A 24091-nucleotide genomic window follows, 5' to 3' on the forward strand; every position below is an offset into this window, starting at 1 on the left:
AAAGGAACAGACGCGATGACGCGCGCAACGAATGGATGGAGAGGGAGAGGGCAGGCAGATTGCCTCGCCGTCCCGATGGCCGTCGCAGTTGCCGCGCCCGCGCCCCAATCATGTCGCAGTCAATCCCGGACGGTGCCATCGGCGCCGCCCGGGAATATCCTGCGCGAAAGACATAACAATGGCAAAAAAAATGCTGATCGATGCCACCCATGCCGAGGAAACTCGGGTGGTCGTGGTCGACGGAACCAAGGTCGAAGAATTTGATTTCGAGACTGTAAACAAAAGGCAAATTTCGGGGAATATCTATCTGGCCAAGGTGACGCGGGTCGAACCCTCGTTGCAGGCGGCGTTCGTGGATTACGGCGGGAACCGTCACGGCTTCCTCGCTTTCGCCGAGATTCATCCGGATTACTACCAGATTCCCGCTGCTGACCGCGATGCCCTGATCGCCGAGGAGCAGGCCTATGCCGAGGCGCAGGAGGCCGAGGAATCCAGCCGTGGCAGCAAACGGCGCAGGTCGTCGTCCAAGGCGGCGAAGGCGCAGAGTGACGATGAGACCGTCAGTGCCGAGGCGCAGGTCGATGATGCCGGGGATGACAAATCCGCCGGGGATACCGGGGATAACCAGGCAGAGGATCACGGGGCTGAGGAAGCCGACGCTTCCGACAAGGATGACAGCATCGAGTCGGTCGCCGATGAGGACGTGACCGAAGAAATCCGCGCCACGAAGAAACCGCGCCCGCGCCGCTACAAGATCCAGGAGGTCATCAAGGTCCGCCAGATCATGCTGGTGCAGGTGGTCAAGGAAGAACGTGGCAACAAGGGTGCCGCGCTGACCACCTATCTGTCGCTGGCCGGCCGTTACTGCGTGTTGATGCCCAATACCGCCCGTGGCGGCGGGATCAGCCGCAAGATCACCAATGCCTCCGATCGCAAGAAGCTCAAGGATATCGCCGGCGAGCTTTCGGTGCCCAAGGGTGCCGGGCTGATCATCCGCACCGCAGGCAGTCAGCGCACCAAGACCGAAATCAAGCGCGATTACGAGTATCTGCTGCGATTGTGGGAACAGATCCGCGAGGTGACGTTCAAATCCGTCGCCCCCGCGCCGATCTATGAGGAAGGCGACCTGATCAAGCGCTCGATCCGAGATCTCTACAGCAAGGAGATCGACGAGGTGCTTGTCGAGGGCGAGCGCGGCTACCGCGTGGCCAAGGACTTCATGAAGATGATCATGCCGTCCCATGCCCGCAATGTGAAGCATTACGCGGATTCGATGCCGCTATATGCCCGCTACCAGGTGGAAAGCTATCTTGGCGGCATGTTCAATCCGGTCGTGCAGCTCAAATCCGGCGGCTATATCGTTATCGGCGTGACCGAGGCGCTGGTCGCCATTGACGTGAACTCGGGCCGGGCCACCAAGGAAGGCTCGATCGAGGAGACGGCGCTCAAGACCAATCTCGAGGCCGCCGACGAGGTGGCGCGGCAACTGCGCCTGCGCGACCTTGCCGGGCTGATCGTGATCGACTTCATTGACATGGACGAGCGCAAGAACAACTCGGCCGTCGAGAAGCGCCTGAAGGACAAGCTGAAATCCGACCGGGCGCGGATTCAGGTTGGCCGCATCTCGGGCTTCGGCCTGATGGAGATGAGCCGGCAGCGCCTGCGCCCCGGTATGCTGGAATCGACCACCCAGCCTTGCCCGCATTGCCATGGCACCGGGCTGATCCGTTCGGATGACAGCCTTGCGCTGACCATCCTGCGCGCCATCGAGGAAGAGGGCACGCGCAAGCGCTCGCGCGAGGTGCTGGTGAAGGCGCCGGTCTCGGTGGCGAACTTCCTGATGAATATCAAGCGCGAACATATCGCCGGGATCGAGGCGCGTTACGGGCTGTCGGTCCGGGTCGAGGCCGATCCGGCGCTTATCTCGCCCGATTACGTGATCGAGAAATTCAAGACCGCGACCCGGCTTGTTCCCGAGTTGCCTCATGCGGCCTTGTCGGTCGATGCCGAATTGATGGCCAGTATCGATGACGAGGATGATGAGGATGTCCTTGATCAGGCCGAGGAAAGCGGCAGCGAGGCCGGTGTATCAGCAGAGGACGAGACCGGAGAAGGCAGCCGTTCCCGCCGCCGCCGTCGCCGCCGTCGCCGGAAAAGTGGCGACAGTAGCGGACAGGACGCGCCAAAGGACGATGCTGCATCCGCGGATGCAGCACCGGCTGACACGGCCCCGGACGGAGATGATCAGGCTCCTGCGGAGAATCCCGCCGAGGCCGAGGTGAAAGCGGAAGAGGTGACCGCTCAGCCAGAGCCGGAGGTTGCCGAAGAAAGAACCACCCGCCGGACGAGCTCCCGCTCGCGCTCGCGTAGTCCCAAGACGAGTGATTCACCGAAAGAGCAGCAGCCGGAAACTTCATTGCCCGAGGTGGTCGATTTGCGTGACCAGCCCGAGGATCCGCGCGCCGAGGAATTCCCTGAGGCGACCGTTTCGCCCAGAAGCCGGTCACGAAAGACGGCGGAGAAACCGGCTGCGGAAACCGTTAAATCCTTGGCAGAAGCTGCGCCCGAGGCTGCTGTAACGACACCTGACGCGACGACAGTAGCTGAAGCTGCACCCGAACCTGCCGCAGTGACGGAAGACAGCCTCGAACCGGCATCCGCGACCCCCGAGGCCGAGACGCCTGTCGCCGAAGAAAAGCCCGAGGCTGATCCGGCGCAGCCGGTTGCCGACCCCGAGGCGCCGCAGGAGGCCGAGATGGCAGAGACTGCCGAGGAAGCTGCCCGGCCCAAGCGGCGCGGCTGGTGGTCGATCGGCGGCTAGGCACATGCCGGGTGCAGGAGCCTTTCTCCTGCGCCCGGCCCGATTTCATATGGCTCTGCACGAAGCTGTGACGAATTGACCGCTTTCGTCGGACACAGCATCGTTTAAGGTGCCTTTCATGTTTGGGATCGAACTTGCCACCGCCGCCTTCCTGCCCGCCGCTTTCGTGGCGCTGCTGGCGGGTATCCTGTCCTTTCTCTCGCCCTGCGTTTTGCCGATCGTGCCGCCTTACCTGGCCTATATGACCGGGGTGAATGTGAACGGGTTGAAAACGGGCGAGCGCAGCGCGGCGTTGCCGGCGATGTTTTTCGTTCTCGGTCTGTCCACGGTCTTTCTCATCATGGGTTTCGCGGCCTCGGCCTTCGGGCGGGCTTTCCTGCAATACCAGGACATGCTGGCCAAGGTTGCAGGCGTCACGGTGATCGTCATGGGCCTGCATTTCCTGCATGTCTTCCGGATCCCCATCCTCGACCACGAGGCGCGGATCGAGGCGGGCAAGCAGGGCGGTGGCGCTTTCGGGGCATATCTTTTGGGGCTTGCCTTCGCCTTTGGCTGGACGCCCTGCATCGGGCCACAACTGGGCATGATCCTGTCGCTTGCCGCCGCCGGAGGCGAGATGTCACGGGGAACCGGCCTGTTGGCGGTCTATGCGCTTGGGCTGGGCATCCCGTTCCTGCTTGCGGCGATCTTCATCAATCGGGCTATCGGCGTGATGAACCGGATCAAGCCGCATCTCAAGCTGATCGAGCGCATCATGGGCCTGCTGCTGCTGATCGTCGGAACCATGCTGCTGACTGGGGCTTTCTCGGCATTCTCCTACTGGTTGCTCGAAACCTTTCCCGGGCTTGCGCAGCTTGGTTGACACCGAACCGCTGGCACGGCTGATAAAAGGCGCCTGATTCTTCTTTGTCCGAATTCCCGCAGGTTGGTTCCAGCCATCGCGTGGGATCTGATATACCGCGCCTAACTGCATTATCCATTCTGCTATATCAATGCTCTCTATAATTCCGTCCGCAGTTCCCAAAGATCGGGAAACAGGACGACATCCAGCATCTTGCGCAGATAGTTCACGCCCGAGGTGCCGCCAGAGCCACGCTTGAAACCGATGATGCGTTCCACTGTCGTGACGTGGTTGAAACGCCAGCGGCGGAAGTAATCCTCGAAATCGACCAGCTTTTCCGCCAGTTCATACAGTTCCCACCATTGCGCCGGATCGCGATAGACGGCAGCCCAAGCGGCGCGGGCCGCCGGATCGGGACGGTGGGGCTGATCCAGCCTTTCGCGTTCGGGAACATCGAAGCCCGCCGCCCGCAGCCGCGCCAGCACCTCATCGTAAAGCGAGGGGCGCGCGATCTCGGTGCGCAGCGGTGCGACCAGTTCTTCGCGATGCTCATGCGGGCGGAGCATCGCCATGTTGCGGTTTCCGGCCACGAACTCGATCATCCGGTACTGATAGGACTGGAACCCGCTACTTTCGCCAAGGCTTTCGCGGAACTCGGTATATTCGGACGGGGTCATGGTGCGCAGCACATCCCATGCCGAGTTGAGCTGCTCCATGATCCGGGCCACCCGGGTCAGCATCTTGAAGGCGGGTTGCAGATGGCCCGCCGCGATGGCCGCACGTGCGGCGTTCATCTCGTGCAGCGCCAGTTTCATCCATAACTCGGATGTCTGGTGCTGGATGATGAACAGCATCTCGTCATGTGCCTTGGACAGCGGATGCTGCGCGGTCAGGATCCGGTCAAGCCCCAGGTAATCGCCATAGGACATCCGGCCGTCAAAGGACATGCGGGCGCCGTCGTCAGAGGGGTCATAGCTCATTGTCGCAACCTGAAGCGCTGGATCTTGCCGGTCTGTGTCTTTGGCAGCGAGGTGCAAAAGACCACGCTGCGCGGGTATTTATAGGGCGCGATCGTATCCTTGACATGCTGTTGCAGCCGCAGGACCGTCGCCTCGTCGGCGGAAACGCCCTCGGCCAGCACGACATGGGCCTGCACGATCTGGCCGCGTTCCTCGTCGGGGATACCGATGACCGCGCATTCCAGCACATCGTCATGGGCAAGAAGCGCGGCTTCGACATCAGGACCTGCGATATTGTAGCCCGAGGACAGGATGATGTCGTCCGAGCGGGCGGCGAAGTGAAAACGCCCGTCCTCGTCCTGCCAGAAGCTGTCGCCGGTCAGGTTCCATCCGTCCTTCACATATTCGGCCTGCCGCTCATCGTTGAGGTAACGGCAGCCGGTCGGGCCGATCACCGCGAGCCGCCCGGTCTCGCCCCGCTGCACCTCCTTGCCGTTCTCGTCCACGATGCGGGCACGGTAGCCGCCGACGGGGCGGCCAGTGCAGCCGGGATGGCTGTCGTCGAAGCGGTTGGTGATGAAGATATGCAGCATCTCGGTTGCGCCGATGCCGTCCAGCATCGGCTTGCCGGTCTTTTGTTGCCATTCCTCCCATATCGGTGCGGGCAGGGTCTCGCCCGCGCTGACGGCGGCGCGGAGGCTGGACAGATCGGCGCCGTCATCCATTGCCCGCAACATGACGCGATAGGCGGTGGGTGCGGTGAAGCAGATGGTGGCGCGGTGTTTCTCGATGATCTCGATCATGTTCGGAGGCGAGGCGTTCTCCAGCAGCACCGCCGAGGCGCCGAAGCGCAGCGGGAATACGGCCAACCCACCAAGGCCGAAGGTAAAGGCCAGTGGCGGCGAGCCGACGAAGACATCCTCGGGGGTGACGCCCAGCACTTCCCTGGCATAGCCGTCGGCGATGATCAGCAGGTCGCGGTGAAAATGCATCGTCGCCTTGGGCTCGCCCGTACTGCCCGAAGTGAAGCCGAGCAGTGCCACATCGTCGCGGCCGGTGCGGATGGCGTCGAAACGCACCGGCTTGGTCAATGCGGCGCGATCAAGCTCGGCATCGTGATTGGCGGTGCCGTCGAAACCGATCACGGTGTTCAGGTGTTTCGAGCCCTTGGCGGCCGAGACCAGTTCGTCCATCAGCCTCGTGTCGCAAAGTGCGTGGCTGATTTCCGCCTTGTCGATGATTTTGCTCAGTTCCCCCGCCCGCAGCATCGGCATGGAGTTGACCACCACCGCCCCGGCCTTGGTTGCGGCCAGCCAGCAGGCCACCATGGCGGGATTGTTGGCCGAACGGATCAACACGCGGTTGCCCGGCTTGACCTCGTAATCCTCGACCAGCGCATGGGCAAGGCGGTTGGTCCAGTCGGACAGTTCCTTGTAGGTCCGCGCCCGACCGTTGCCGACCAGCGCGTTGCGGTCGCCGAAGCCGCGCTCGACCATGTGATCGGTCAGTTCGGCCCCGGCATTGATCCAGTCGGGATAGTCAAAGCCCGACAGGTCGATCTGCGGCCATGCCTCGGGCTTCGGCAAATTATCGCGGGTGAAGCTGTCGATATGCCCGCTTGGTCCCAGATTTGCCATCTTCCTCTCCTGTCGGTTTTCTTCTTGTTCAGTCGGGCACGACCGCCGTCGCTTCGATTTCCACCTTAGCGCGGTCCTCGACCAGCGCGACGACCTGCACCAGCGCCATGGCCGGGAAATGCCGCCCGATCACCTCGCGATAGGCTTCGCCGATTTCGCGCAGGGCGCCCAGGTATTCCCGCTTGTCGGTCACATACCATGTCAGCCGCACCAGATGCTGGGGCCCGGCCCCGCCCTCGGCCAGCACCGCCACGATATTTTCCAGCACCTGCCGGGTCTGGGCGGCGAAATCATCGCTCTGGAACTGCTGGTCAGTGTCCCACCCGACAAGACCGCCGGTAAAGATCATCCGGCCGCGGGCCGAGATCCCGTTTGCGTAGCCGACGGCGCGTTTCCAGTTCGCGGGGTGAAGCTGTTCATGCATGATGCGCCTCCAGTGTTTGACGGATATGGTCGGGCCATGGCGAAGGGGTGAAGTCACGATCCATCCAGACCACGGTGCTGCGCGCCTCCAGCCGGTCCCCGGCATTCACCAGGAAACGGACAGAACTGCGCCCGATATGCTCGACCCGAAGCTGCCATTCCAGCCGGTCGCCAAGGCGCGAAGGCTTGCGGAAGTCGATCTCCAGCCGGACGGTCGGCATGCCCTGGCCCGCCGCCATCATCCGCGCGAACGGATATTCGACCTCATCGATGAAAAAATTTTCCACCATCGAGTTTACCATTTCGGCGTAGCGCGGATAAAAGACGATGCCTGCCGGGTCGCAATGGCAGAATTCGATGGGGATGATGCGCGAATAGCTCATGATGCCTGGTCCCGATCCGCAAGGAAATCGCCCAGGGCGGCCCGCGCGATGATCAGCTTCTGCACGTCCGAGGCGCCCTCGTAGATGCGCAGCGCCCGGATCTCGCGATAGAGGCTTTCGACCGGGGTGCCGCTGCGCACGCCATCGCCACCGAAAAGCTGCACGGCCTGATCGATCACCTGTTGCGCGGCCTCGGTCGCATGCAGCTTGGCCATCGCCGCCTCGCGGGTGATGCGCGCCGCGCCCTGATCCTTGGCCCATGCCGCACGATAGACCAGCAGCGCGCTTGCATCGACTTTCAGCGCCATGTCGGCGATATGGCCCTGGACCATCTGCAATTCCGACATCGGTGCGCCGAACAATTGCCGCTCGGTGATCCGCGCCATCGCCTCGTCCAGCGCCCGCCGGGCAAAGCCCAGTGCCGCCGCACCGACCGTGGGGCGGAAATGATCCAGAACGGTCATGGCGATGCGGAATCCCGCCCCCGCCTCGCCGATCAGCGCGTCTTCGGGCAGCCGAACCCCGTCCAGCCGCAGATGCGCCAGCGGATGCGGCGCGATCACCTCGATGCGGCTGACGACCTCCAGCCCCGGCGTGTCGGCGGGCAACAGGAAAGCCGAGAGTCCCTTGGCGCCTTCCGCCTCGCCCGTGCGAGCGAAGATCACGTAGATATCGGCGATGCCGCCATTCGAGATATAGGTCTTTTCGCCATCCAGAACCCATCCACCGCCTTCGCGCCGCGCCGCGGTCGAGGTTCGGGCCACGTCCGAACCCGATCCCGGCTCGGTCAGGGCAAAGGCGGATATAGCCTGCCCCGCCCGCGTGCGCTCCAACCATTCCCGCTGTGAAGGCGTTCCGAACAGGCTCACTGCCCCCATGCCCAGCCCCTGCATCGCAAAGGCGAAATCCGCCAGCCCGTCATGCCGCGCCAATGTCTCGCGGATCAGGCAGAGGCTGCGGATATCCAGCTTCTCGCCCCCCGAATGGCGCAACCATCCGCCATCGCCCAGGGCCGCGACCAGCCCGCGACAGGCGGCATCGACATCGCCGTGATCCACAGGCAAGGCATCCCGGGCCCATTCGTCCAGCCCCGCCGCCAACTCGCGATGACGATCCTCGAAAAACGGCCAATCCAGAAAGCTTCGATCCATCTTCTTCTTTGTCCAAATACCTCGGGGGAGTCGCGCTTTCGGCGCGACGGGGGCAGCGCCCCCGATCCCTCAGTTTCCTTCGAAAACCGGCGTCTCCTTGGCGACGAAGGCCCGATAGGCACGCTCGAAATCGCGGGTCTGCATGCAGATCGCCTGTGCCTGCGCCTCGGCCTCGATCGCCTGGTCCAGCCCCATGTTCCATTCCTGGTTCAACTGGGTCTTGGTGATGCCATGCGCCCAGACCGGCCCTGCCGCGATCTGCCGCGCCAGATCAAGCGCCGCTGCCTCGACATTTTCGTGCAGGCTGTTCCAGAAACCCCAACGCTCGCCTTCCTCGGCGCGTAGCACCCGGCCGGTGTAAAGCAGTTCTGCCGCCCGGCCCTGTCCGACGATCCGGGGCAGCATCGCGCAGGCGCCCATGTCGCAGCCCGCCAGCCCGACCCGCGTGAACAGGAAGGCCGCCTTGGCCGAAGGCGCGGCCAGCCGCAGGTCCGATGCCATGGCCATGATCGCGCCCGCGCCGACGCAGACACCCTCGACCGAGGCGATGACCGGCTTGCCGCAATGAAGCATCGCCTTGACCAGATCGCCTGTCATGCGGGTGAAGGCCAGCAGCTCCGGCATCTCCATCGCGACCAGCGGACCGATGATGTCATGCACATCCCCGCCCGAGCAGAAATTGCCGCCATTCGAGGCCAGCACGACGGCATCCACGTCATCGGCATAGATCAGAGCACGAAAGGTGTCGCGCAACTCGGCATAGCTGTCGAAGGTCAGGGGGTTCTTGCGTTCGGGGATGTTCAGCCTGATCACCGCGATGCGGTCCGTGACCTCCCACAGGAAATGTTCAGGTTTCAGCCCGGCCATCTGGGTTTTCTTCATTCGGCCCTCCTGCCTGCACGCGCCAGTATCTCGCGCATCGTATCAAGATCGGTTTCGGTCAGATCGGCGAAGATCGCATCGACCTCGGCCTCGTGGCCCACGGCCATCGCCTCGAAAGCGGCCAGCCCCTCCGGCGTCAGTCGCACGCGGACCCGGCGGCGGTCGCCATCCTCGGATTCGCGCCTGGCCAGCCCGTCCGCCTCCAGCCGATCCATCACCGCCGTGGCATTGCCGTTCGAGACCAGCAGCATCCGCGACAGTTCCGACATGGTCACGCCCTCGCGCCGCCGCCACAGGGCGGCCATCACGTCGAAACGGGGCAGGGTGGTATTATGCTCGCGCCGCAGGTAGTCACGCAAGCGGTTCTCGGCGGCGCGGGTGACGCCCAGCATCCTGATCCACAGCTTAAGACGGCGTTTCGACAACTCGCTCATGCGCTTTCCCCTCCGTCCAGCAGGATGGCCTGCCCGTTGACGCTGGCCGCGCCCGCAGAGGCCAGCCACAGCGCCGTTGCCGTCACCTCCCCCGGCGCGACCAGCCGCCCCTGCGGGTTTTTTGCCGTCAGCGAGGCCAGCGCCTCGTCCCGGCTGCGCCCGGTCTTCTCGGTAATGTTGGAGAGCGTCCGCTGCGTCATCTCGGTATCCAGGTAGCCAGGGCAGATGGCATTGACGGTGATGCCCTTGCGCGCGACTTCCAGCGCGAGCGAGCGGACCAGCCCCATCACCCCATGCTTGCTGGCCGCATAGGGCGCGGCATAGGCCGCGCCACGGATGCCTGCGATGGATGAGATGGCGATCAGCCGCCCGCCCTCGGACATCTGCGCCAGCCCATGCTGGAAGGTCAGGAAAACGCCGGTCAGGTTGGTGGCGATCATCCGGTGCCAGTGATCCGCCGTGACCTTGTGGAAGGGCGCGGCCTCGGCCACGCCCGCATTGGCGATGACGATCTGGCAGGGACCCGCGGCCTCGAAAATGGCGCGAAGCTGATCCGGTTCGGTGACGTCGCCCTGCACGGCGCGAATACCGTCCCCCGCCACCTCCTGCAGCTTGTCCATATTGCGGCCGGTTATGATGACCTCATGCCCCTGCGCGGCAAAGGCCCGGGCCATGTCCGCGCCGCTGCCGCTGCCGCCGCCGGTGATGAGGACGCGGGGACTCATGCCCGGATTTCCTCGGCTTCGCGCTCGGCCAGCCGCCGGGCCTGGTCGCGGCCCGCCAGATAGGGCAGGGGCCATTCGCTGGCGGTATCTCCCAACTTCACCGCCGCGTGCAGCGTCCAGTAGGGATCAGCCAGATGCGGGCGGGCAAGGCAGACCAGATCGGCGCGGCCCGCCATGAGGATCGAGTTCACATGGTCGGTCTCATAGATATTGCCAACGGCCATGGTCGCGATCCCGGCCTCGTTGCGGATGCGATCCGAGAACGGAGTCTGGAACATGCGGCCATAGACCGGGCGGGCCTCGGTCGTGGTCTGCCCGGCCGAGACGTCGATGATATCGGCCCCCGCCTCGCGGAACATCCGGGCGATTTCCACCGCTTCCTGCGGGGTGACGCCATCCTCGCCGACCCAGTCATTGGCCGAGATCCGGACCGACATCGGCTTGTCCTCGGGCCATGCCGCACGCATCGCCCGCAGCACCTCCAGTGGCCAGCGCATCCGGTTTTCCAGCGAGCCGCCATATTCGTCGCCGCGCTGGTTCGAGACGGGCGAGATGAAGCTGCTGACCAGGTAGCCATGCGCCGCGTGTAGTTCGACCATGTCGAAGCCCGCCCGCTCGGCCATCCTTGTAGCAGTAACGAATTGGTCCGTGACCTCGGTCATCTGCGCCCGGGTCATCTCCTGCGGCACGGCATTTTCCGGCGACCACGGGATGGGCGAGGCCGAGATCACAGGCCAGTTGCCATCCTTGAGCGGCTTGTCCATGCCCTCCCAACCGATATTCGTGCTGCCTTTGCGGCCCGAATGGCCGATCTGGCAACAGATTTTCGCGTCGGTCTCGTCATGTACGAAATCCACGATCTCGGTCCACGCTGCCTCGTGTTCGGGCGTATAGAGGCCGGGGCAGCCGGGGGTGATGCGGCCCTCGGGCGAGACGCAGGTCATCTCGGTATAGACCAACCCGGCGCCGCCCTTGGCGCGTTCTCCGTAATGCACCAGGTGCCAGTTGGTCGGCTTGCCGTCCACCGCCTTGTATTGCGCCATGGGCGAAACGACGACGCGGTTCTTCAGCGTCATTCCTCGCAGTTTGAAGGGGGCGAACATCGGCGCGCGTCCCGTTTGCCCGCCTGCCTGCTCCTGGAACCAGTCCTCGGCGCGGCGCACCCAATCGGGATCACGCAGGCGCAGGTTCTCATGGCTGATGCGCTGCGAACGGGTGAGCAGCGAATAGGTGAACTGGATCGGGTGCAGGTCGAAATAACGCTCGACATCCTCGAACCATTCCAGCGAGTTGCGGGCCGCCGATTGCAGACGCAGGACCTCCAGCCGCCGCTCTTCCTGGTAGCGTTCGAAGGCATCCTGCAATGTCGGCTCGCTATGCAGGTAATCGGCCAGCGCGATGGCGCTGTCGAATGCCAGCCGCGTGCCCGATCCGATCGAGAAATGCCCGGTCGCAGCCGCATCCCCCATCAGCACGACATTGTCGTGATACCAGCGCTCGCAGATCACCCGCGGGAAATTCATCCAGACCGCCGAGCCGCGCAAATGGGCGGCATTCGACATCAATTCGTGCCCGTCCAGATGACCCTCGAAGACCCGGCGGCAGGTTTCGACGATCTCTTCCTTGGACATGAATTCAAAGCCGAAATTGTCCCATGTCTGCTGGCTGCATTCGACGATGAAGGTCGCGGTGTCCTCATCGAACTGGTAGACATGCGCCCACATCCAGCCATGTTCGGTACGCTCGAAGATGAAGGTGAAGGCATCGTTGAATTTCTGATGCGTGCCAAGCCAGATGAATTTGCACAGCCTTGTGTCGATATCGGGTTTGAATACATCCTGATACTCGGTCCGGATCCTGCTGTTCAGCCCGTCCGAGGCAACGACCAGATCGTAATCCGCGCGATAGGAATCGGCGCTGTCGAACTCTGTCTCGAAGCGCATTTCGATGCCCAGCTCGCGGGCGCGTTCCTGCAGCAGCGTCAACATCTTCTTGCGTCCGATGCCTGCAAAGCCATGCCCGCCCGAGACGTCGCGCCGTCCGTCACGGATGACGGCGATGTCGTCCCAATAGATGAAATTGTCGCGGATCGCGCCGGTCGATTTGGGATCGTTGTTCTGCATCCGGGACAGAGCATCGTCCGACAGCACCACGCCCCAACCGAACGTGTCATTGGCGCGGTTGCGTTCGATCACCGTCACCTCATGCGCCGAATCGCGCAGCTTCATGGAAATCGCGAAGTACAAACCTGCTGGACCGCCGCCGAGGCAAAGAATCTTCATGCTGGACTACCTCCTGCGCAGAAACTGGCACAGGAGTAAAATTATTTCAAGTTTGAAATTTCTTGGCGGATGGCGGCGGCGATCAATCCGGGAACCTCGGGGGCAAGCCCGATGGGAGGCAGGCGGGGGCCGGTAAAACCAGCCTCGTCCAGCGCAGCGGGCAGATCGTCCAGCACATGCTCGGCCCTGAGCGCGAATAGCGGCAGACTGACGGCTTGCCCGAGGCCGCTTGCGGCCTTGGCGATGAAGGGTTCCTGCTCGACAAAGCCGGTGACGACGCGGGCGAAACGGGGGGCGATCAGGTCGGCCAGCGCGTGGGTGATATGAAAGCTGGCCTGCGAGCGCTGCGAGCCATGCGCGGTCAGCAGAAGCGTTGTTTCCTGTGGATGCCAGCCCATCGAGACAGCCGCCTCATGGGCCTTGGCCACGATCAGGGCGGGCAGAGCGGGATCGGTCCCGAAGGGGCGCATGACATGCGCATTCGCCGCCCCTGCGGCACTCAGCCGACGTGGGAGTTCGCTGCCGGTGAACCAGCCTTCGGCCATGAACATCGGATAGATCAGGCTGTCATCGTCGCAGGTTTCAGTCAGCGCGCCGGGCATGGCAAGCGTTGCGCCAAGAACCGGGCAGCCGGGGTCGTGATCGGCCACCCGTGCCGCCAGTTCTTCGATGGCGCGCTGTTGCGGCCCCGGGTCTCCGGGCTGTCCGTGGGAAACGATGACGGCGCGTCTCATCTTGCGCCTGTCAATCGCGGAAATATGACGCGAATGCTTCGGGAATGTCGAACTCCTTCAGCGCCTTCGCGCGGGCTTCGGCAGACATCTTGCGGGCGGTCTTCTCGATGATGCGGGGCATCTTTTCGTCCGGCTGCTCGGCGGCGAAATCGCCCAGATACCAGCGGATGAAGGTGAAGCAGATCACATCCTCCAGCGCCTGCACATCCGCGTCGCGCTTGAGCCCCTGTTTCATCAGCATCTTGCGGGTATGGCCGATATCCTCTTCATCATAGCCCGCCTCGGCCATGATCCCGGCGATCCGCTCGGCATGGCGGCGCCCCTGTTCCTGTCGCCATTGCAGATATCCCGACCGGTCCATCGGATAGTCGCTACGCGGCAAGAGCCAGCGTTCGATATGCTGGCCGCGGCAGGCGATGCGCAGCGGCTCGCTTGCCTCGGGAAAGAGCCGTTGCTGTTCGGCGGTCATCCTTTGCCCGTAAAGCAGGGCAGCAGGTTGGTCGCCTTCCAGCGTGGGATCCTTGGCATTGGCGGCGTCGATGGCGGTGAAGACGTGATCTAGCTGTGTGGTCATGGCGTGCCCCGATCTGTTGCCCCAGTGTCGCCTGACCGGACCCCATGCTGCAAGCCGTTATTCGCCCTCTCCGCTGAACGCCCAGTCTCCTTCCCCCAATGCGGGGGAGGCGCGTTCGGCCACGGTATCGCTGCGTGAAAAGCGGATCGGGCTGCGCAGGCCGGGGATGCCTTCGGGAGTGACCTGCAACCCGCGCGCCTTGATCTGCGGGTCGGCCAGAGCCTCGGCCACGTCATTCACCGGCCCGGCGGGAACACCGGCCCTTTCCAGCATCGAGATCAGTTCGGAGCGGGTGAAGCGTTCCGTGGCCTGTGCAAGCAGCGGGGTCAGGCGCGCCCGGTTGGCCACGCGGGCGGGGTTGGTCGCGTAATCGGGATCCTCGGGCAGGGACGGCAGCTCCAGCGCGCGGCACAGGGCGGCGAATTGCCGGTCGTTTCCGCAGGCGATGATCGCATGACCGTCTGATGCCGGAAACAACTGGTAAGGCACGATATTTGGATGGGCATTCCCAAGCCGATGCGGCACGGCCCCACCCAGCAGGTAATTCGTGGCCTGGTTGGCCAGCACCGCCACGCCGCAATCAAGCAGCGACAGGTCGATCTGTTGACCGCGCCCCGAGCTTTCGCGCTCGGTCAGCGTTGCCTGCACTGCAATGACACCATAGAGGCCGGTGAAGATGTCGATCCAGGCGACGCCGACCTTTTGCGGCTCTCCTCCCGGTTCGCCGGTCAGGTCCATGATGCCGCTCATGCCCTGGATCAGGAAATCATAGCCCGGCTGTGCTGCGCGCGGCCCGTCCTGTCCGAAACCGGTGATCGAGGCATAGACGAGACGCGGATTGCGCGCAGCGAGGCTGTCATAATCCAGGCCGAAACGGCGCAAGCCGCCCAGCTTGAAATTCTCGATCACCACATCGGCACTGTCGATCAACCGCTTGAGCCGTTCCAGATCGTCGGGATTCTTGAAATCGCAGGTGACCGAGCGCTTGCCGCGATTGGCGGCGTGGAAATAGGCGGCGACCCTTTCGGTGGTGCCATCGGCGCGGGGACGGTCGATGAAGGGCGGGCCCCATCGGCGGGTGTCGTCGCCCTCGGGGGCCTCGACCTTGATCACCTCGGCGCCCAGATCGGCCAATGTCTGGCCGAGCCATGGCCCGGCGAGAATCCGGGCCAGTTCGACGACCTTCAGCCCCTTCAGCGGTGCGTCGGACATTTCAACCGAATGCCTGCAGACCGGTTTGCGCACGGCCAAGGATCAGCGCATGAACGTCATGCGTGCCCTCGTAAGTGTTCACCGTTTCCAGGTTCTGGGCGTGGCGCATCACGTGATATTCGATCTGGATGCCGTTGCCGCCATGCATGTCGCGGGCCATGCGGGCGATATCCAGCGCCTTGCCGCAATTGTTGCGCTTGACGATCGAGATCATCTCGGGCGCGAACTTGCCTTCGTCGAACAGCCGGCCCACGCGCAGGCTGGCTTGCAGGCCAAGGGCGATCTCGGTCTGCATGTCGGCCAGCTTCTTCTGCCAAAGCTGAGTAGCAGCCAGCGGGCGGTTGAACTGGTGCCGGTCCAGCCCGTATTGGCGGGCGCGGAACCAGCAATCCTCGGCTGCGCCCATCGCGCCCCAACTGATGCCGTAGCGGGCCCGGTTGAGACAGCCGAAGGGACCGCCCATGCCCTCGATATTGGGCAGGAGAGCGTCCTCGCCGACCTCGACATTATCCATGACGATCTCGCCGGTGATCGAGGCGCGCAGGGACAGCTTGCCCTCGATCTTGGGCGCGGAGAGGCCCTTCATACCCTTTTCCAGCACGAAGCCACGGACCTTGCCGCCATGCGCTTCGGATTTTGCCCAGACAACGAAGACATCCGCGATCGGCGCGTTCGAAATCCACATCTTGGAGCCGGTCAGCCGGTAGCCGCCATCGGTCTTGACCGCGCGAGTCCGCATTCCGGCGGGGTCCGACCCCGCATCGGGTTCGGTCAGGCCGAAGCAACCGATATATTCGCCGCTGGCCAGCTTGGGCAGGTATTTCTGTTTCTGCTCTTCGCTGCCATAGGCCTCGATCGGGAACATCACCAGCGAGGACTGCACCGAGGCCATCGAACGATAACCGGAATCGATCCTCTCGATCTCGCGGGCGACGAGGCCATAGGACACGTAGGACGCGCCGACGCCGCCATATTCCTCGGCCACCGTCACGCCCAGCATGCCCGCCGCACCCATTTCGCGGAAGATTTCCGGGTCGGTATGCTCGTTCATGTAGGCGTCCTGCACGCGCGGCGCGAGGCTTTCCGCCGCGAAGGCGGCGGCAGAATCGCGGATCATCCGCTCTTCCTCGGTCAGTTGCTCATCCAGCAGGAACGGATCGGACCACGAGAAGGGCGCACCCTTATGCGATTTGGTGGACATCGGAATTCTCCCTCTTGGGCGGCAGCTTGCCGCGCCTGATATTCTGGCGGCAACAGATAACGCTTTGCAAGCCGCCCGGAAATCGGATAATCCGCATCAGTTCATGCATGGAATGAATGAAGTTGCGGCAACGGCGCTTTCTTCCCAATCTCAGTCTGCTGATGGCCTTTGACGCGGTAATGCGCAACGGATCGGTGACCGGCGCGGCGCAGGACCTGAGCCTGACGCAAAGCACGGTCAGCCGCCTGGTGCAATCGCTGGAGGCGCAACTGGGGCAGCCGCTGTTCATCCGCCACCGCAAACGGCTGGTTCCCACCGAGGCCGCGCATCGCTATTTCCGCGAGATCTCGCAGGCGCTGGACCAGATCCAACGCTCCAGCATGTCGCTGATCGCCAATCCCGATGGCGGCAGTCTTGATCTGGCGGTTCTGCCAACCTTTGCCACCCGCTGGCTCGCCCCCCGGCTGCCGGCATTCCTGTCGGCCAACCCGGGAGTGTCGATCAACCTGGCGACGCGCTTCAAGGCCTTCAGCTTCGATGCCGAACGGTTCGACGCGGTGATCTATTTCGGTCATGACGACTGGCCGGGCGCGGTGCATGTCAAGCTGTTCGATGAGCGCGTCACGGCCTGTGCCTCGCCCGAATTCCTGCGCCAGCACCCTGTGGCACGGGCCGAGGATCTGCATGACCTCGTGCTGCTGCAACTCGAGACCCGGCTGAGCGCATGGGCGGACTGGTTCGCAGGGCAGGGGGCCGGGGCGCCGCCGATCCGCAACGGGATGCTGATGGATCAGTTCTCGATGATGATACAGGCGGCGATTTCGGGGCTGGGGGTGGCGCTGTTGCCGGATTACCTTGCCCGGATCGAGATCGCCGAGGGTCGCTTGCGGCCGATCCTGCGGACGGCGGTGCCCGGAACAGGAGCCTACTGGCTGGCTTGGCCTGCGGCCCGGCAGGGGCTGAAGCCGCTGGAGGCGTTCCGGGGCTGGATCACCGCCCGGATCGCGGATGAATTCAGCGACGCCATTCCCGGCGCAGAAGGATGAAACTGGCGATGGCCAGCCCCGCTGCCAGCGCGAACCAGGTCAGCGCATAGCCCAGATGGGGGTTGCGAAATCTGACCACCGTCAATCCGCCGATCGGAAGCTCGCTTTCGTCATTGCGGGCCGCGTCGATGAAATAGGGGGCGGCCTCGCCGATGTCGCGCGAAAGGGCAAGCGCCCCGGTATCGCGCGAAAACCAGCGGTCGGCAGCGGGATTGTTGCTTCGCAGGAAGGCGCCGCCGGGCTGACTCATGCGCAAGAGACCGGTGACCTGCTGTTGTCCGACAGGCAGGGGGCGGTTCGGCTCGGCGCTTCGCTCCTGCGGAACGAAGCCGCGATTGATCCAGACGGTCCAGCCTTCGAGCGTGCGCAGCGGTGACATGACCCAGAAACCGGCGCCGTATTCGGTGACCGCCTTAACCAGCGCCTCGCTCTCCGGCAGATAGGCGCCGGTCACGGTGACGCGGCTATATTCGTCCTCGCGCGTATTCAGATCGGGCCAGCCGGGCGGGGCGGGAGCCTCGACAACCGGGGCGGCAAGACGTTCCTCGACCCGGGCGATCAGGCCGGTTTTCCAGCCAAGGCGCTGGACCTGCCAGATGCCAAGCCCCATCAGCACGACGACGAGCGTCAGCACCAGAAGCCCGGTCAGGGCTTTCCGGCGATGGGGCGTGGCGGATGTCACCGCAACTGCTCCGGCAGCAGGTCGTGGTTCATCTGCGGCATCATGTTGGTATTCAGGTGATACATGACCCACAGCGAACCCGCGATCATGATGACCACGATGATGACGGTGAACAGGGTCGAAAGCAGCGTCCAGCCCTCTTCCGCGCGGCTGTTCATATGCAGGAAATACACCATGTGAACCAGGACCTGCACGATCGCGCAGCCGACCACCACGCCGACGGTCAGCAGGCGGCTTTCGAACCCTCCGGCCATGACCAGCCCGAAGGGAATCGCGGTCAGGACCACCGACAGCAGGAAGCCGGTGATATAGCTGCGGTAGCTGCCGTGGTCGTGGTTGTCTTCGTGATGCGTATGTGCCGACATCAGATCATCCCCAGCAGATAGACAAGCGTGAATACCCCGATCCAGATCACGTCGAGGAAATGCCAGAACAGGCTTAGGCACATCAACCGCCGCCGGTTCGCGGCAATCAGCCCGTGTTTCGAGACCTGCACCATCAGCGTCACCAGCCAGATCGAACCGAAAGTGACATGCAGTCCATGCGTGCCGACCAGCGTGAAGAAGGCAGAGAGAAAGGCTGAGCGCTGCGGTCCCGCACCCTCGTGGATCATGTGGCGGAACTCGTAAAGCTCGATGCCCAGGAAACACAGGCCGAAGACCAGCGTGATCCCCAGCCAGCGCAGCGTTCCGGCCCGGTTGTCCTGCGCCATTGCCAGCATCGCGAAACCATAGGTGATCGAGGACAGCAGCAGCATTGCCGTGTTCACTGCGACCAATTCCAGGTCGAACAGGTCCTTGGGGCCGGGGCCTGCGGCATAGTTGCCGTGCAGCACGCCGAATGTCGCGAAGAGGACCGCGAACATCAGGCAATCGCTCATCAGGTAGACCCAGAAACCGATATTGGTCGAGGCGCCTTCCTCGTGGTGATGCGGCTCGGTCTGCCAGAAATCTTGAGTGGTCATGCTCATCTGTTCAGGCTCCCTGTGCCAGAAGGCGCGATCGGGTTTCCTCGGTGCGCTGCACCTCATCGGCGGGAATGTGGTAATCGCGGTCGTAGTTGAACGTATGCGCGATGGCCGCCGCTACCAGCGCGACAAAGGACAGCGCCGCCAGCCACCAGATATACCAGACCAGCGCCATGCCGCAGACGGTCGAAAGTGCCGCGAGGATGACCCCCGCCCCGGTATTGCGCGGCATGTGGATGGGCAGCGAGGGGGCATCGGGACGGGCGGCGCCATGCGCCTTGATCTCGGCCCATGCGTCCAGCCCGCGCACCACCGGCGTGAAGGCGAAATTATAGGCTGCGGGAGGCGAGGATGTCGCCCATTCCAGGGTTCGTCCGTCCCACGGATCCCCGGTCAGATCGCGGTTGCGTTCCCGCCGCCAGATCGAGACGCCGAACTGGATGAACATCGCTGCGATGCCGCAGGCGATCAGGACTGCGCCAAAGCCCGCGATGACGAACCAGATCTGCAGCCCCGGATCGTCGAAGACGCGCATGCGCCGGGTCACGCCCATCAGGCCGAGGATATACAGCGGCATGAAGGCGACCCAGAAACCGATGACCCAGAACCAGAAGGACACCTTGCCCCAGAACACATCCAGCTTGTAGCCGAAGGCCTTGGGCCACCAGAAATTGATTGCCGCGAAGATACCGAACAGCACCCCGCCGATGATCACGTTATGGAAATGCGCCACCAGGAACAGCGAGTTGTGCAGCACGAAATCCGCCGGCGGAACGGCCAGCAGCACCCCGGTCATGCCGCCGACAACGAAGGTCAGCATGAAGGCGATGGTCCACATCAGCGGCAGCTCGAAGCGCAGCCGCCCCTGATACATGGTGAACAGCCAGTTGAAGATCTTGGCGCCGGTCGGGATCGAGATGATCATCGTGGTGATCCCGAAGAAGGAATTCACCGAGGCGCCCGATCCCATGGTAAAGAAGTGGTGCAGCCAGACGACATAGCTGAGGATGGTGATGCAGACCGTCGCATAGACCATCGAGGTATAGCCGAACAGCTTCTTGCCCGAGAAGGTCGAGGTGACCTCGGAAAAGACCCCGAAGAGCGGCAGGATCAGGATATAGACTTCCGGATGGCCCCAAATCCAGATGAGGTTGATATACATCATCGAATTGCCGCCAAGGTCATTGGTGAAGAAATTGGTGCCGACGTAACGGTCAAGCGTCAACAGCACGAGGGTCGCGGTCAGCACCGGGAAAGAGGCGACGATCAGGATATTGGTGCAAAAGGATGTCCAGGTGAACACGGGCATCCGCATCATGGTCATGCCCGGTGCGCGCATCTTGAGGATCGTCACCAGCAGGTTGATCCCCGACAATGTCGTGCCGACGCCCGCGACCTGCAGGCCCCAGATATAGTAATCGACGCCGACCCAGGGGCTGTAGGACAGTCCTGAAAGCGGCGGAAAGGCCAGCCAGCCGGTCTGTGCGAACTCGCCCACGAAAAGCGAGGCCATCACGATCACCGCGCCGCCCACGGTCATCCAGAACGAGAAATTGTTGAGAAAGGGAAAGGACACGTCGCGCGCGCCGATCTGCAGTGGCACGATATAGTTCATCAGCCCAGTGACGAAGGGCATCGCCACGAAGAAGATCATGATCACGCCATGGGCGGTGAAAATCTGGTCGTAGTGATGCGCGTTCAGGTAACCTTCGGAGCCGTTGAAGGCCATCGCCTGCTGCAGCCGCATCATAATGGCGTCGGCGAAGCCGCGAACGAACATGATCAGGCCGAGCACCATATACATGATCCCGATCTTCTTGTGATCGACCGAGGTGAACCATTCGTGCCACAGATATCCCCAGAGCCGGTATCGGGTCAGAGCCGCGAGCAAGGCGATGCCCCCGACCGCCACGACCGCGAAGGTAGCGAGCACGATGGGTTCCCTGGGAATCGCATCCCAGTTCAGGCGGCCAAGCAGGAAGGTGGTCTCGACATTGGCAGGGATGGCCATCGCGAATATCCGTTCAAAGTTTCTGTTCTGGGGTGCTGATGGTCCGGGCATCGCGGATCACCGGCGCGTTCAGCCGCTCGAAGATCCCGGTGGGCACGGGCAAGGCACGGCCGCGCATCGGGGTCCGGTCGGCGCGCCTGGCCGGTTCCTCGTCGAGATCGGCCAGCATCAGGGCGGTGTCCTGCGGCGTGCAGATGGACGAGACCATGAAGGGCGTCTTGCCCAGCACCGGTTCGCCCGAGCCGCGGCGCACATGCTTGTCATGGGTCAGTGCCTGGATATTGACAGTGCCTTCCATACCCAACCCGCCCCGGTCATCGATAGCCATCATTTCGGCCATGCACATCTTGCCCGGCTCCACGCACAGGTTCACCACGCGGTTGAACAGTTCCGGGTCCACCTCGGCATAGCTGCGGGGCGGGACGTTCTGACTGGGCGCTTCAAGCTCCAGATATTCCTCCCGGCTCAATTCGCCGCCTGCTTCGCGGGCCTTGGCCAGCCATTCCTCGAAACCGGCCTGATCCGTGGCATGGGTCTTGAAGCGCATGCCCGAAAAGCCCCAGCCCGAATAATGCGAGGCAAGCCCCTGGTAGCTGCCGGCATTGTTGAACACGCCGTGCAGCTTGGTCTCCATTCCCGGCATGGCATAGATCATCCCCGCCATCGCCGGGATATAGAAGGCGTTCATCACCGAAGAGGATGTCAGGCTGAATTCGATCTCGCGGTTGACCGGGACTGCCAGCTCGTTGACCGAGGCGACGCCCTGTTCGGGATAGATGAACAGCCATTTCCAGTCCAGCGCGACCACCTGCACCTCCAGCGGCTCATGATCCCCGGCGATCTCCTCGGTGGCGCTGAGCCGGTCCAGTGGGCGATAGGGATCCAGCAGATGCGTCCCGACCCAGGTCAGGGCGCCCAGGCAGATGATGATCAGCAGCGGCGCGGCCCAGATCACCAGCTCGAACTTGGTCGAATGGTCCCAATCCGGGTTGTAGGCGGCCTTTTTCGACGCCCGGTATTTCCATGCGAAGAACACGGTCAGGGCCATGACCGGAATGATGATGATCAGCATCAGCCCGGTCGCGGCCAGCAGCAGATCCTTCTGCCGTTCCGCGATATCGCCTGCCGGAGAGAGCACGACGGCCTTGCAGCCCGAAAGTATCGCGGCGGCGAAAGCAAATACGGCAAGCCTGGCGGGTCCTGAAAGTCTGGGCATGGGGTTCTGAGTCCTCTCGTCATGAGGGAAGCGGATCGCTATCGGGATCGGCGCATCTTCTAGTCCCTGCGTTCTTCGGGCGGTATCGGACAATTTGACACATACAACTCGACGCTGTTTCATGGCTAGAAGTCCTGCATAACAGGTCAGGATTGGACCTGCATAGCATGCTTGCCGCCGATTCCGCGCGAACAGGGCCGTCGCCGGAGCGATGAAGGAAACCGTAAGACATGAGCGATGCATCAGTGACCGAGGCTTTTCGCAATTCACCAGAGGGGGCGCCGACCGCGCCGCATCCCGTGTCGCCCTCGGACATCGCCGTTGGGGTGATCATAGGACGGACATCGGAATTCTTCGATTTCTTCGTCTTTGCGATCGCTTCGGTCATCGTATTCCCGTTGCGCTACTTTCCGTTCGAGGAACCGTTGCAGGCGACGCTATGGTCGTTCGCGATCTTTGCGCTTGCGTTTCTCGCCCGGCCCCTCGGAACGGCGATCTTCACCGCGATCGACCGCAATTACGGCAAGGGTGTCAAGCTGACCATCGCCTTGCTTTTGCTGGGAAGTTCGACCGTGGCGATGGGGCTGGTGCCGTCTTATGAGAATATCGGTGCTGCGGCGATCGTGGTGCTGTGCATCCTGCGAATCGGGCAGGGCGTGGCGCTTGGCGGCGCTTGGGACGGGTTGCCCTCGCTGCTTGCGGTGACCGCTCCGGAGCGGCGGAGGGGTTTCTACACCATGGTGCCGCAGCTTGGCGCGCCGCTTGGCCTGATCGTGGCCAGCCTGCTTTTCGCCTATCTCGTTGCCCAGCTGTCGCAAGAGGATTTCCTTGACTGGGGCTGGCGCTACCCGTTCTTTGTGGCATTCGCGATCAACGTGGTGGCGTTGTTTGCCCGCCTGCGAATAGTGGTCACACCGGAATATGAGCGCATGTTCAAGGCCCGCGAACTGGAGCCTTCGACTCTGCGTGAGGCGGTCGCCAATGACGGCATGACGATTCTGGTCGGCGCATTCGTGCCTTTGGCGACCTTTGCGCTGTTCCACATGGTCACCGTGTTTCCACTGTCCTGGGTCTTTCTTTACACCGATGAAAGTCTGACCCGCTTTCTGCTGATCGAATCCCTTGCCGCGGTTTTCGGCGTGGTGTCGATCATCTTCTCGGGTTTCCTTGCCGATCGCATGGGGCACCGGAAATTCCTGTTTCAGGGTGCGGTCTATATCGCAGGCTACGCCATCCTTGCACCGCTGCTCCTGGCGCAGGGGGATCTGGGTGAAGCGATCTACATGATTATGGGTTTTGTCATATTGGGGCTGAATTTCGGTCAGTCCTCCGGTGCGGTCGCCTCACTGTTCGAGAGGCGGCGCCGTTATACCGGCTCGGCCATTGTCTCGGATCTGGCATGGCTGTTCGGGGCGGGTTTCGCGCCTCTGGCCGCGCTGGCCCTGTCGGCATGGGGCGGGTTGCCTGCCTCCGGGCTTTACCTGCTGTCGGGCGCGATATGCACCTTCCTGGCCCTATGGCTTGCGCGCAGGCTGGAATTCGGCAAATCCTGATCTATCGCCAATGCATGGGCGCCGCGGCAAAAACGCCGCGACGCTGCGTCGGACGATGCTCCACCCCTCGGCGGAGGTGGAAATACCGGCCGCGCGAGGTTCATCCCATCCGTTCGGAGGCGAAGGAACCGGGTGAAGCCGGGAATACCACCGTCTTGTTGCCGTTCAGGAAAACCCGGCGGTGGATATGCGCATGAATGGCGCGTGCCAGAACCTGGCTTTCGACGTCGCGGCCAAGGCTGACGTAATCCTCGGGTGACTGCCCATGCGTCACGCGGATGATGTCCTGCTCGATGATCGGACCCTCGTCCAGATCGGCCGTCACGTAATGCGAGGTCGCCCCGATCAGCTTCACCC

The 24091-nt window shown here is 63.1% G+C and carries 23 protein-coding genes; 4 read left to right on the forward strand and 19 right to left on the reverse strand.

Annotation, left to right across the window (positions count from 1 at the left end):
• Positions 1-178 precede the first annotated feature (178 nt).
• Together C9E81_RS17450 and C9E81_RS17455 are read left to right on the forward strand one after the other, a co-directional pair.
• On the forward strand, positions 179-2821 hold the full coding sequence (locus C9E81_RS17450) for an Rne/Rng family ribonuclease (protein ID WP_122113629.1): 2643 nt from the start codon (positions 179-181) through the stop codon (positions 2819-2821).
• Positions 2822-2939: 118 nt separating this feature from the next.
• Positions 2940-3683 (forward strand): cytochrome c biogenesis CcdA family protein, encoded by a 744-nt coding sequence (locus tag C9E81_RS17455; RefSeq protein WP_122113630.1) that lies wholly within the window; start codon positions 2940-2942, stop codon positions 3681-3683.
• A gap of 137 nt (positions 3684-3820) precedes the next feature.
• Here C9E81_RS17455 and kynA read toward each other — a convergent pair whose 3' ends face one another.
• From kynA to C9E81_RS17520, 13 genes are all read right to left on the reverse strand, one after another.
• Positions 3821-4642: a tryptophan 2,3-dioxygenase gene (gene kynA / locus C9E81_RS17460; RefSeq protein ID WP_122113631.1), complete on the reverse strand. Its 822-nt coding sequence runs from the start codon at positions 4640-4642 to the stop codon at positions 3821-3823.
• A complete protein-coding gene (locus tag C9E81_RS17465; protein ID WP_122113632.1) occupies positions 4639-6258 on the reverse strand; it encodes an AMP-binding protein in 1620 nt (539 codons plus the stop codon). Before C9E81_RS17465 ends, kynA begins: the two co-directional genes overlap by 4 nt.
• Before the next feature lie 28 nt (positions 6259-6286).
• On the reverse strand, positions 6287-6682 hold the full coding sequence (locus C9E81_RS17470; RefSeq protein ID WP_122113633.1) for a RidA family protein: 396 nt from the start codon (positions 6680-6682) through the stop codon (positions 6287-6289).
• Positions 6675-7064 (reverse strand): acyl-CoA thioesterase, encoded by a 390-nt coding sequence (locus tag C9E81_RS17475; RefSeq protein WP_122113634.1) that lies wholly within the window; start codon positions 7062-7064, stop codon positions 6675-6677. Before C9E81_RS17475 ends, C9E81_RS17470 begins: the two co-directional genes overlap by 8 nt.
• The gene (locus C9E81_RS17480) at positions 7061-8215 is read right to left on the reverse strand and encodes an acyl-CoA dehydrogenase family protein (protein ID WP_122113635.1); all 1155 of its coding nucleotides are present in this window, start codon (positions 8213-8215) and stop codon (positions 7061-7063) included. Before C9E81_RS17480 ends, C9E81_RS17475 begins: the two co-directional genes overlap by 4 nt.
• Before the next feature lie 69 nt (positions 8216-8284).
• A complete protein-coding gene (locus C9E81_RS17485; RefSeq protein ID WP_122113636.1) occupies positions 8285-9097 on the reverse strand; it encodes an enoyl-CoA hydratase family protein in 813 nt (270 codons plus the stop codon).
• Positions 9094-9531 carry a MarR family winged helix-turn-helix transcriptional regulator gene (locus tag C9E81_RS17490; protein ID WP_122113637.1) on the reverse strand — a complete coding sequence of 146 codons (438 nt, stop codon included), beginning with the start codon at positions 9529-9531 and terminating at the stop codon, positions 9094-9096. The genes C9E81_RS17485 and C9E81_RS17490 overlap by 4 nt, the downstream gene beginning before the upstream one ends.
• Positions 9528-10256, reverse strand: coding sequence for an SDR family NAD(P)-dependent oxidoreductase (locus C9E81_RS17495; RefSeq protein ID WP_122113638.1), 729 nt, complete (start codon positions 10254-10256; stop codon positions 9528-9530). The genes C9E81_RS17490 and C9E81_RS17495 overlap by 4 nt, the downstream gene beginning before the upstream one ends.
• Positions 10253-12538: a bifunctional salicylyl-CoA 5-hydroxylase/oxidoreductase gene (locus tag C9E81_RS17500; RefSeq protein WP_122113639.1), complete on the reverse strand. Its 2286-nt coding sequence runs from the start codon at positions 12536-12538 to the stop codon at positions 10253-10255. The genes C9E81_RS17495 and C9E81_RS17500 overlap by 4 nt, the downstream gene beginning before the upstream one ends.
• A gap of 41 nt (positions 12539-12579) precedes the next feature.
• Positions 12580-13272: a cobalamin biosynthesis protein CbiX gene (locus C9E81_RS17505; RefSeq protein ID WP_122113640.1), complete on the reverse strand. Its 693-nt coding sequence runs from the start codon at positions 13270-13272 to the stop codon at positions 12580-12582.
• Positions 13273-13282: 10 nt separating this feature from the next.
• A complete protein-coding gene (locus tag C9E81_RS17510) occupies positions 13283-13846 on the reverse strand; it encodes a DUF4202 domain-containing protein (protein ID WP_122113641.1) in 564 nt (187 codons plus the stop codon).
• Between the two features lie 57 nt (positions 13847-13903).
• Positions 13904-15058, reverse strand: a complete 1155-nt coding sequence (locus C9E81_RS17515; protein WP_122113642.1) for a CaiB/BaiF CoA transferase family protein — start codon at positions 15056-15058, stop codon at positions 13904-13906.
• Between the two features lies 1 nt (position 15059).
• Positions 15060-16259, reverse strand: a complete 1200-nt coding sequence (locus C9E81_RS17520; RefSeq protein WP_122113643.1) for an acyl-CoA dehydrogenase — start codon at positions 16257-16259, stop codon at positions 15060-15062.
• Positions 16260-16375: 116 nt separating this feature from the next.
• Between C9E81_RS17520 and C9E81_RS17525 the strand changes: the two genes are divergently transcribed.
• On the forward strand, positions 16376-17305 hold the full coding sequence (locus C9E81_RS17525; protein WP_122113644.1) for a LysR family transcriptional regulator: 930 nt from the start codon (positions 16376-16378) through the stop codon (positions 17303-17305).
• Here C9E81_RS17525 and C9E81_RS17530 read toward each other — a convergent pair.
• From C9E81_RS17530 to cyoA, 5 genes are read right to left on the reverse strand one after another with little or no spacing between them, the layout of a single operon-like run.
• Positions 17274-17987 (reverse strand): SURF1 family protein, encoded by a 714-nt coding sequence (locus tag C9E81_RS17530; protein ID WP_243698708.1) that lies wholly within the window; start codon positions 17985-17987, stop codon positions 17274-17276. The two genes, C9E81_RS17525 and C9E81_RS17530, sit on opposite strands and share 32 nt — an antisense overlap.
• Positions 17984-18352: a cytochrome o ubiquinol oxidase subunit IV gene (gene cyoD, locus C9E81_RS17535; protein WP_122113645.1), complete on the reverse strand. Its 369-nt coding sequence runs from the start codon at positions 18350-18352 to the stop codon at positions 17984-17986. The genes C9E81_RS17530 and cyoD overlap by 4 nt, the downstream gene beginning before the upstream one ends.
• Positions 18352-18957: a cytochrome o ubiquinol oxidase subunit III gene (cyoC, locus tag C9E81_RS17540; protein ID WP_122113646.1), complete on the reverse strand. Its 606-nt coding sequence runs from the start codon at positions 18955-18957 to the stop codon at positions 18352-18354. The genes cyoD and cyoC overlap by 1 nt, the downstream gene beginning before the upstream one ends.
• A gap of 4 nt (positions 18958-18961) precedes the next feature.
• Entirely contained in the window at positions 18962-20965 is a 2004-nt protein-coding gene (gene cyoB, locus C9E81_RS17545; RefSeq protein ID WP_122113647.1) for a cytochrome o ubiquinol oxidase subunit I, read from the reverse strand.
• A gap of 13 nt (positions 20966-20978) precedes the next feature.
• Positions 20979-22181, reverse strand: a complete 1203-nt coding sequence (cyoA, locus tag C9E81_RS17550; RefSeq protein WP_122113648.1) for a ubiquinol oxidase subunit II — start codon at positions 22179-22181, stop codon at positions 20979-20981.
• 230 nt (positions 22182-22411) lie between these two features.
• Here cyoA and C9E81_RS17555 point away from each other — a divergent pair, with 230 nt between their 5' ends.
• On the forward strand, positions 22412-23734 hold the full coding sequence (locus tag C9E81_RS17555; protein WP_122113649.1) for an MFS transporter: 1323 nt from the start codon (positions 22412-22414) through the stop codon (positions 23732-23734).
• Positions 23735-23834: 100 nt separating this feature from the next.
• Here C9E81_RS17555 and C9E81_RS17560 read toward each other — a convergent pair.
• On the reverse strand, positions 23835-24091 hold a 257-nt coding region (locus C9E81_RS17560; RefSeq protein WP_279432721.1), incomplete at its 5' end, for a formyltransferase family protein.

The sequence above is a fragment of the Paracoccus alkanivorans genome (genome assembly GCF_003697785.1).
Classification (GTDB): domain Bacteria; phylum Pseudomonadota; class Alphaproteobacteria; order Rhodobacterales; family Rhodobacteraceae; genus Paracoccus; species Paracoccus alkanivorans.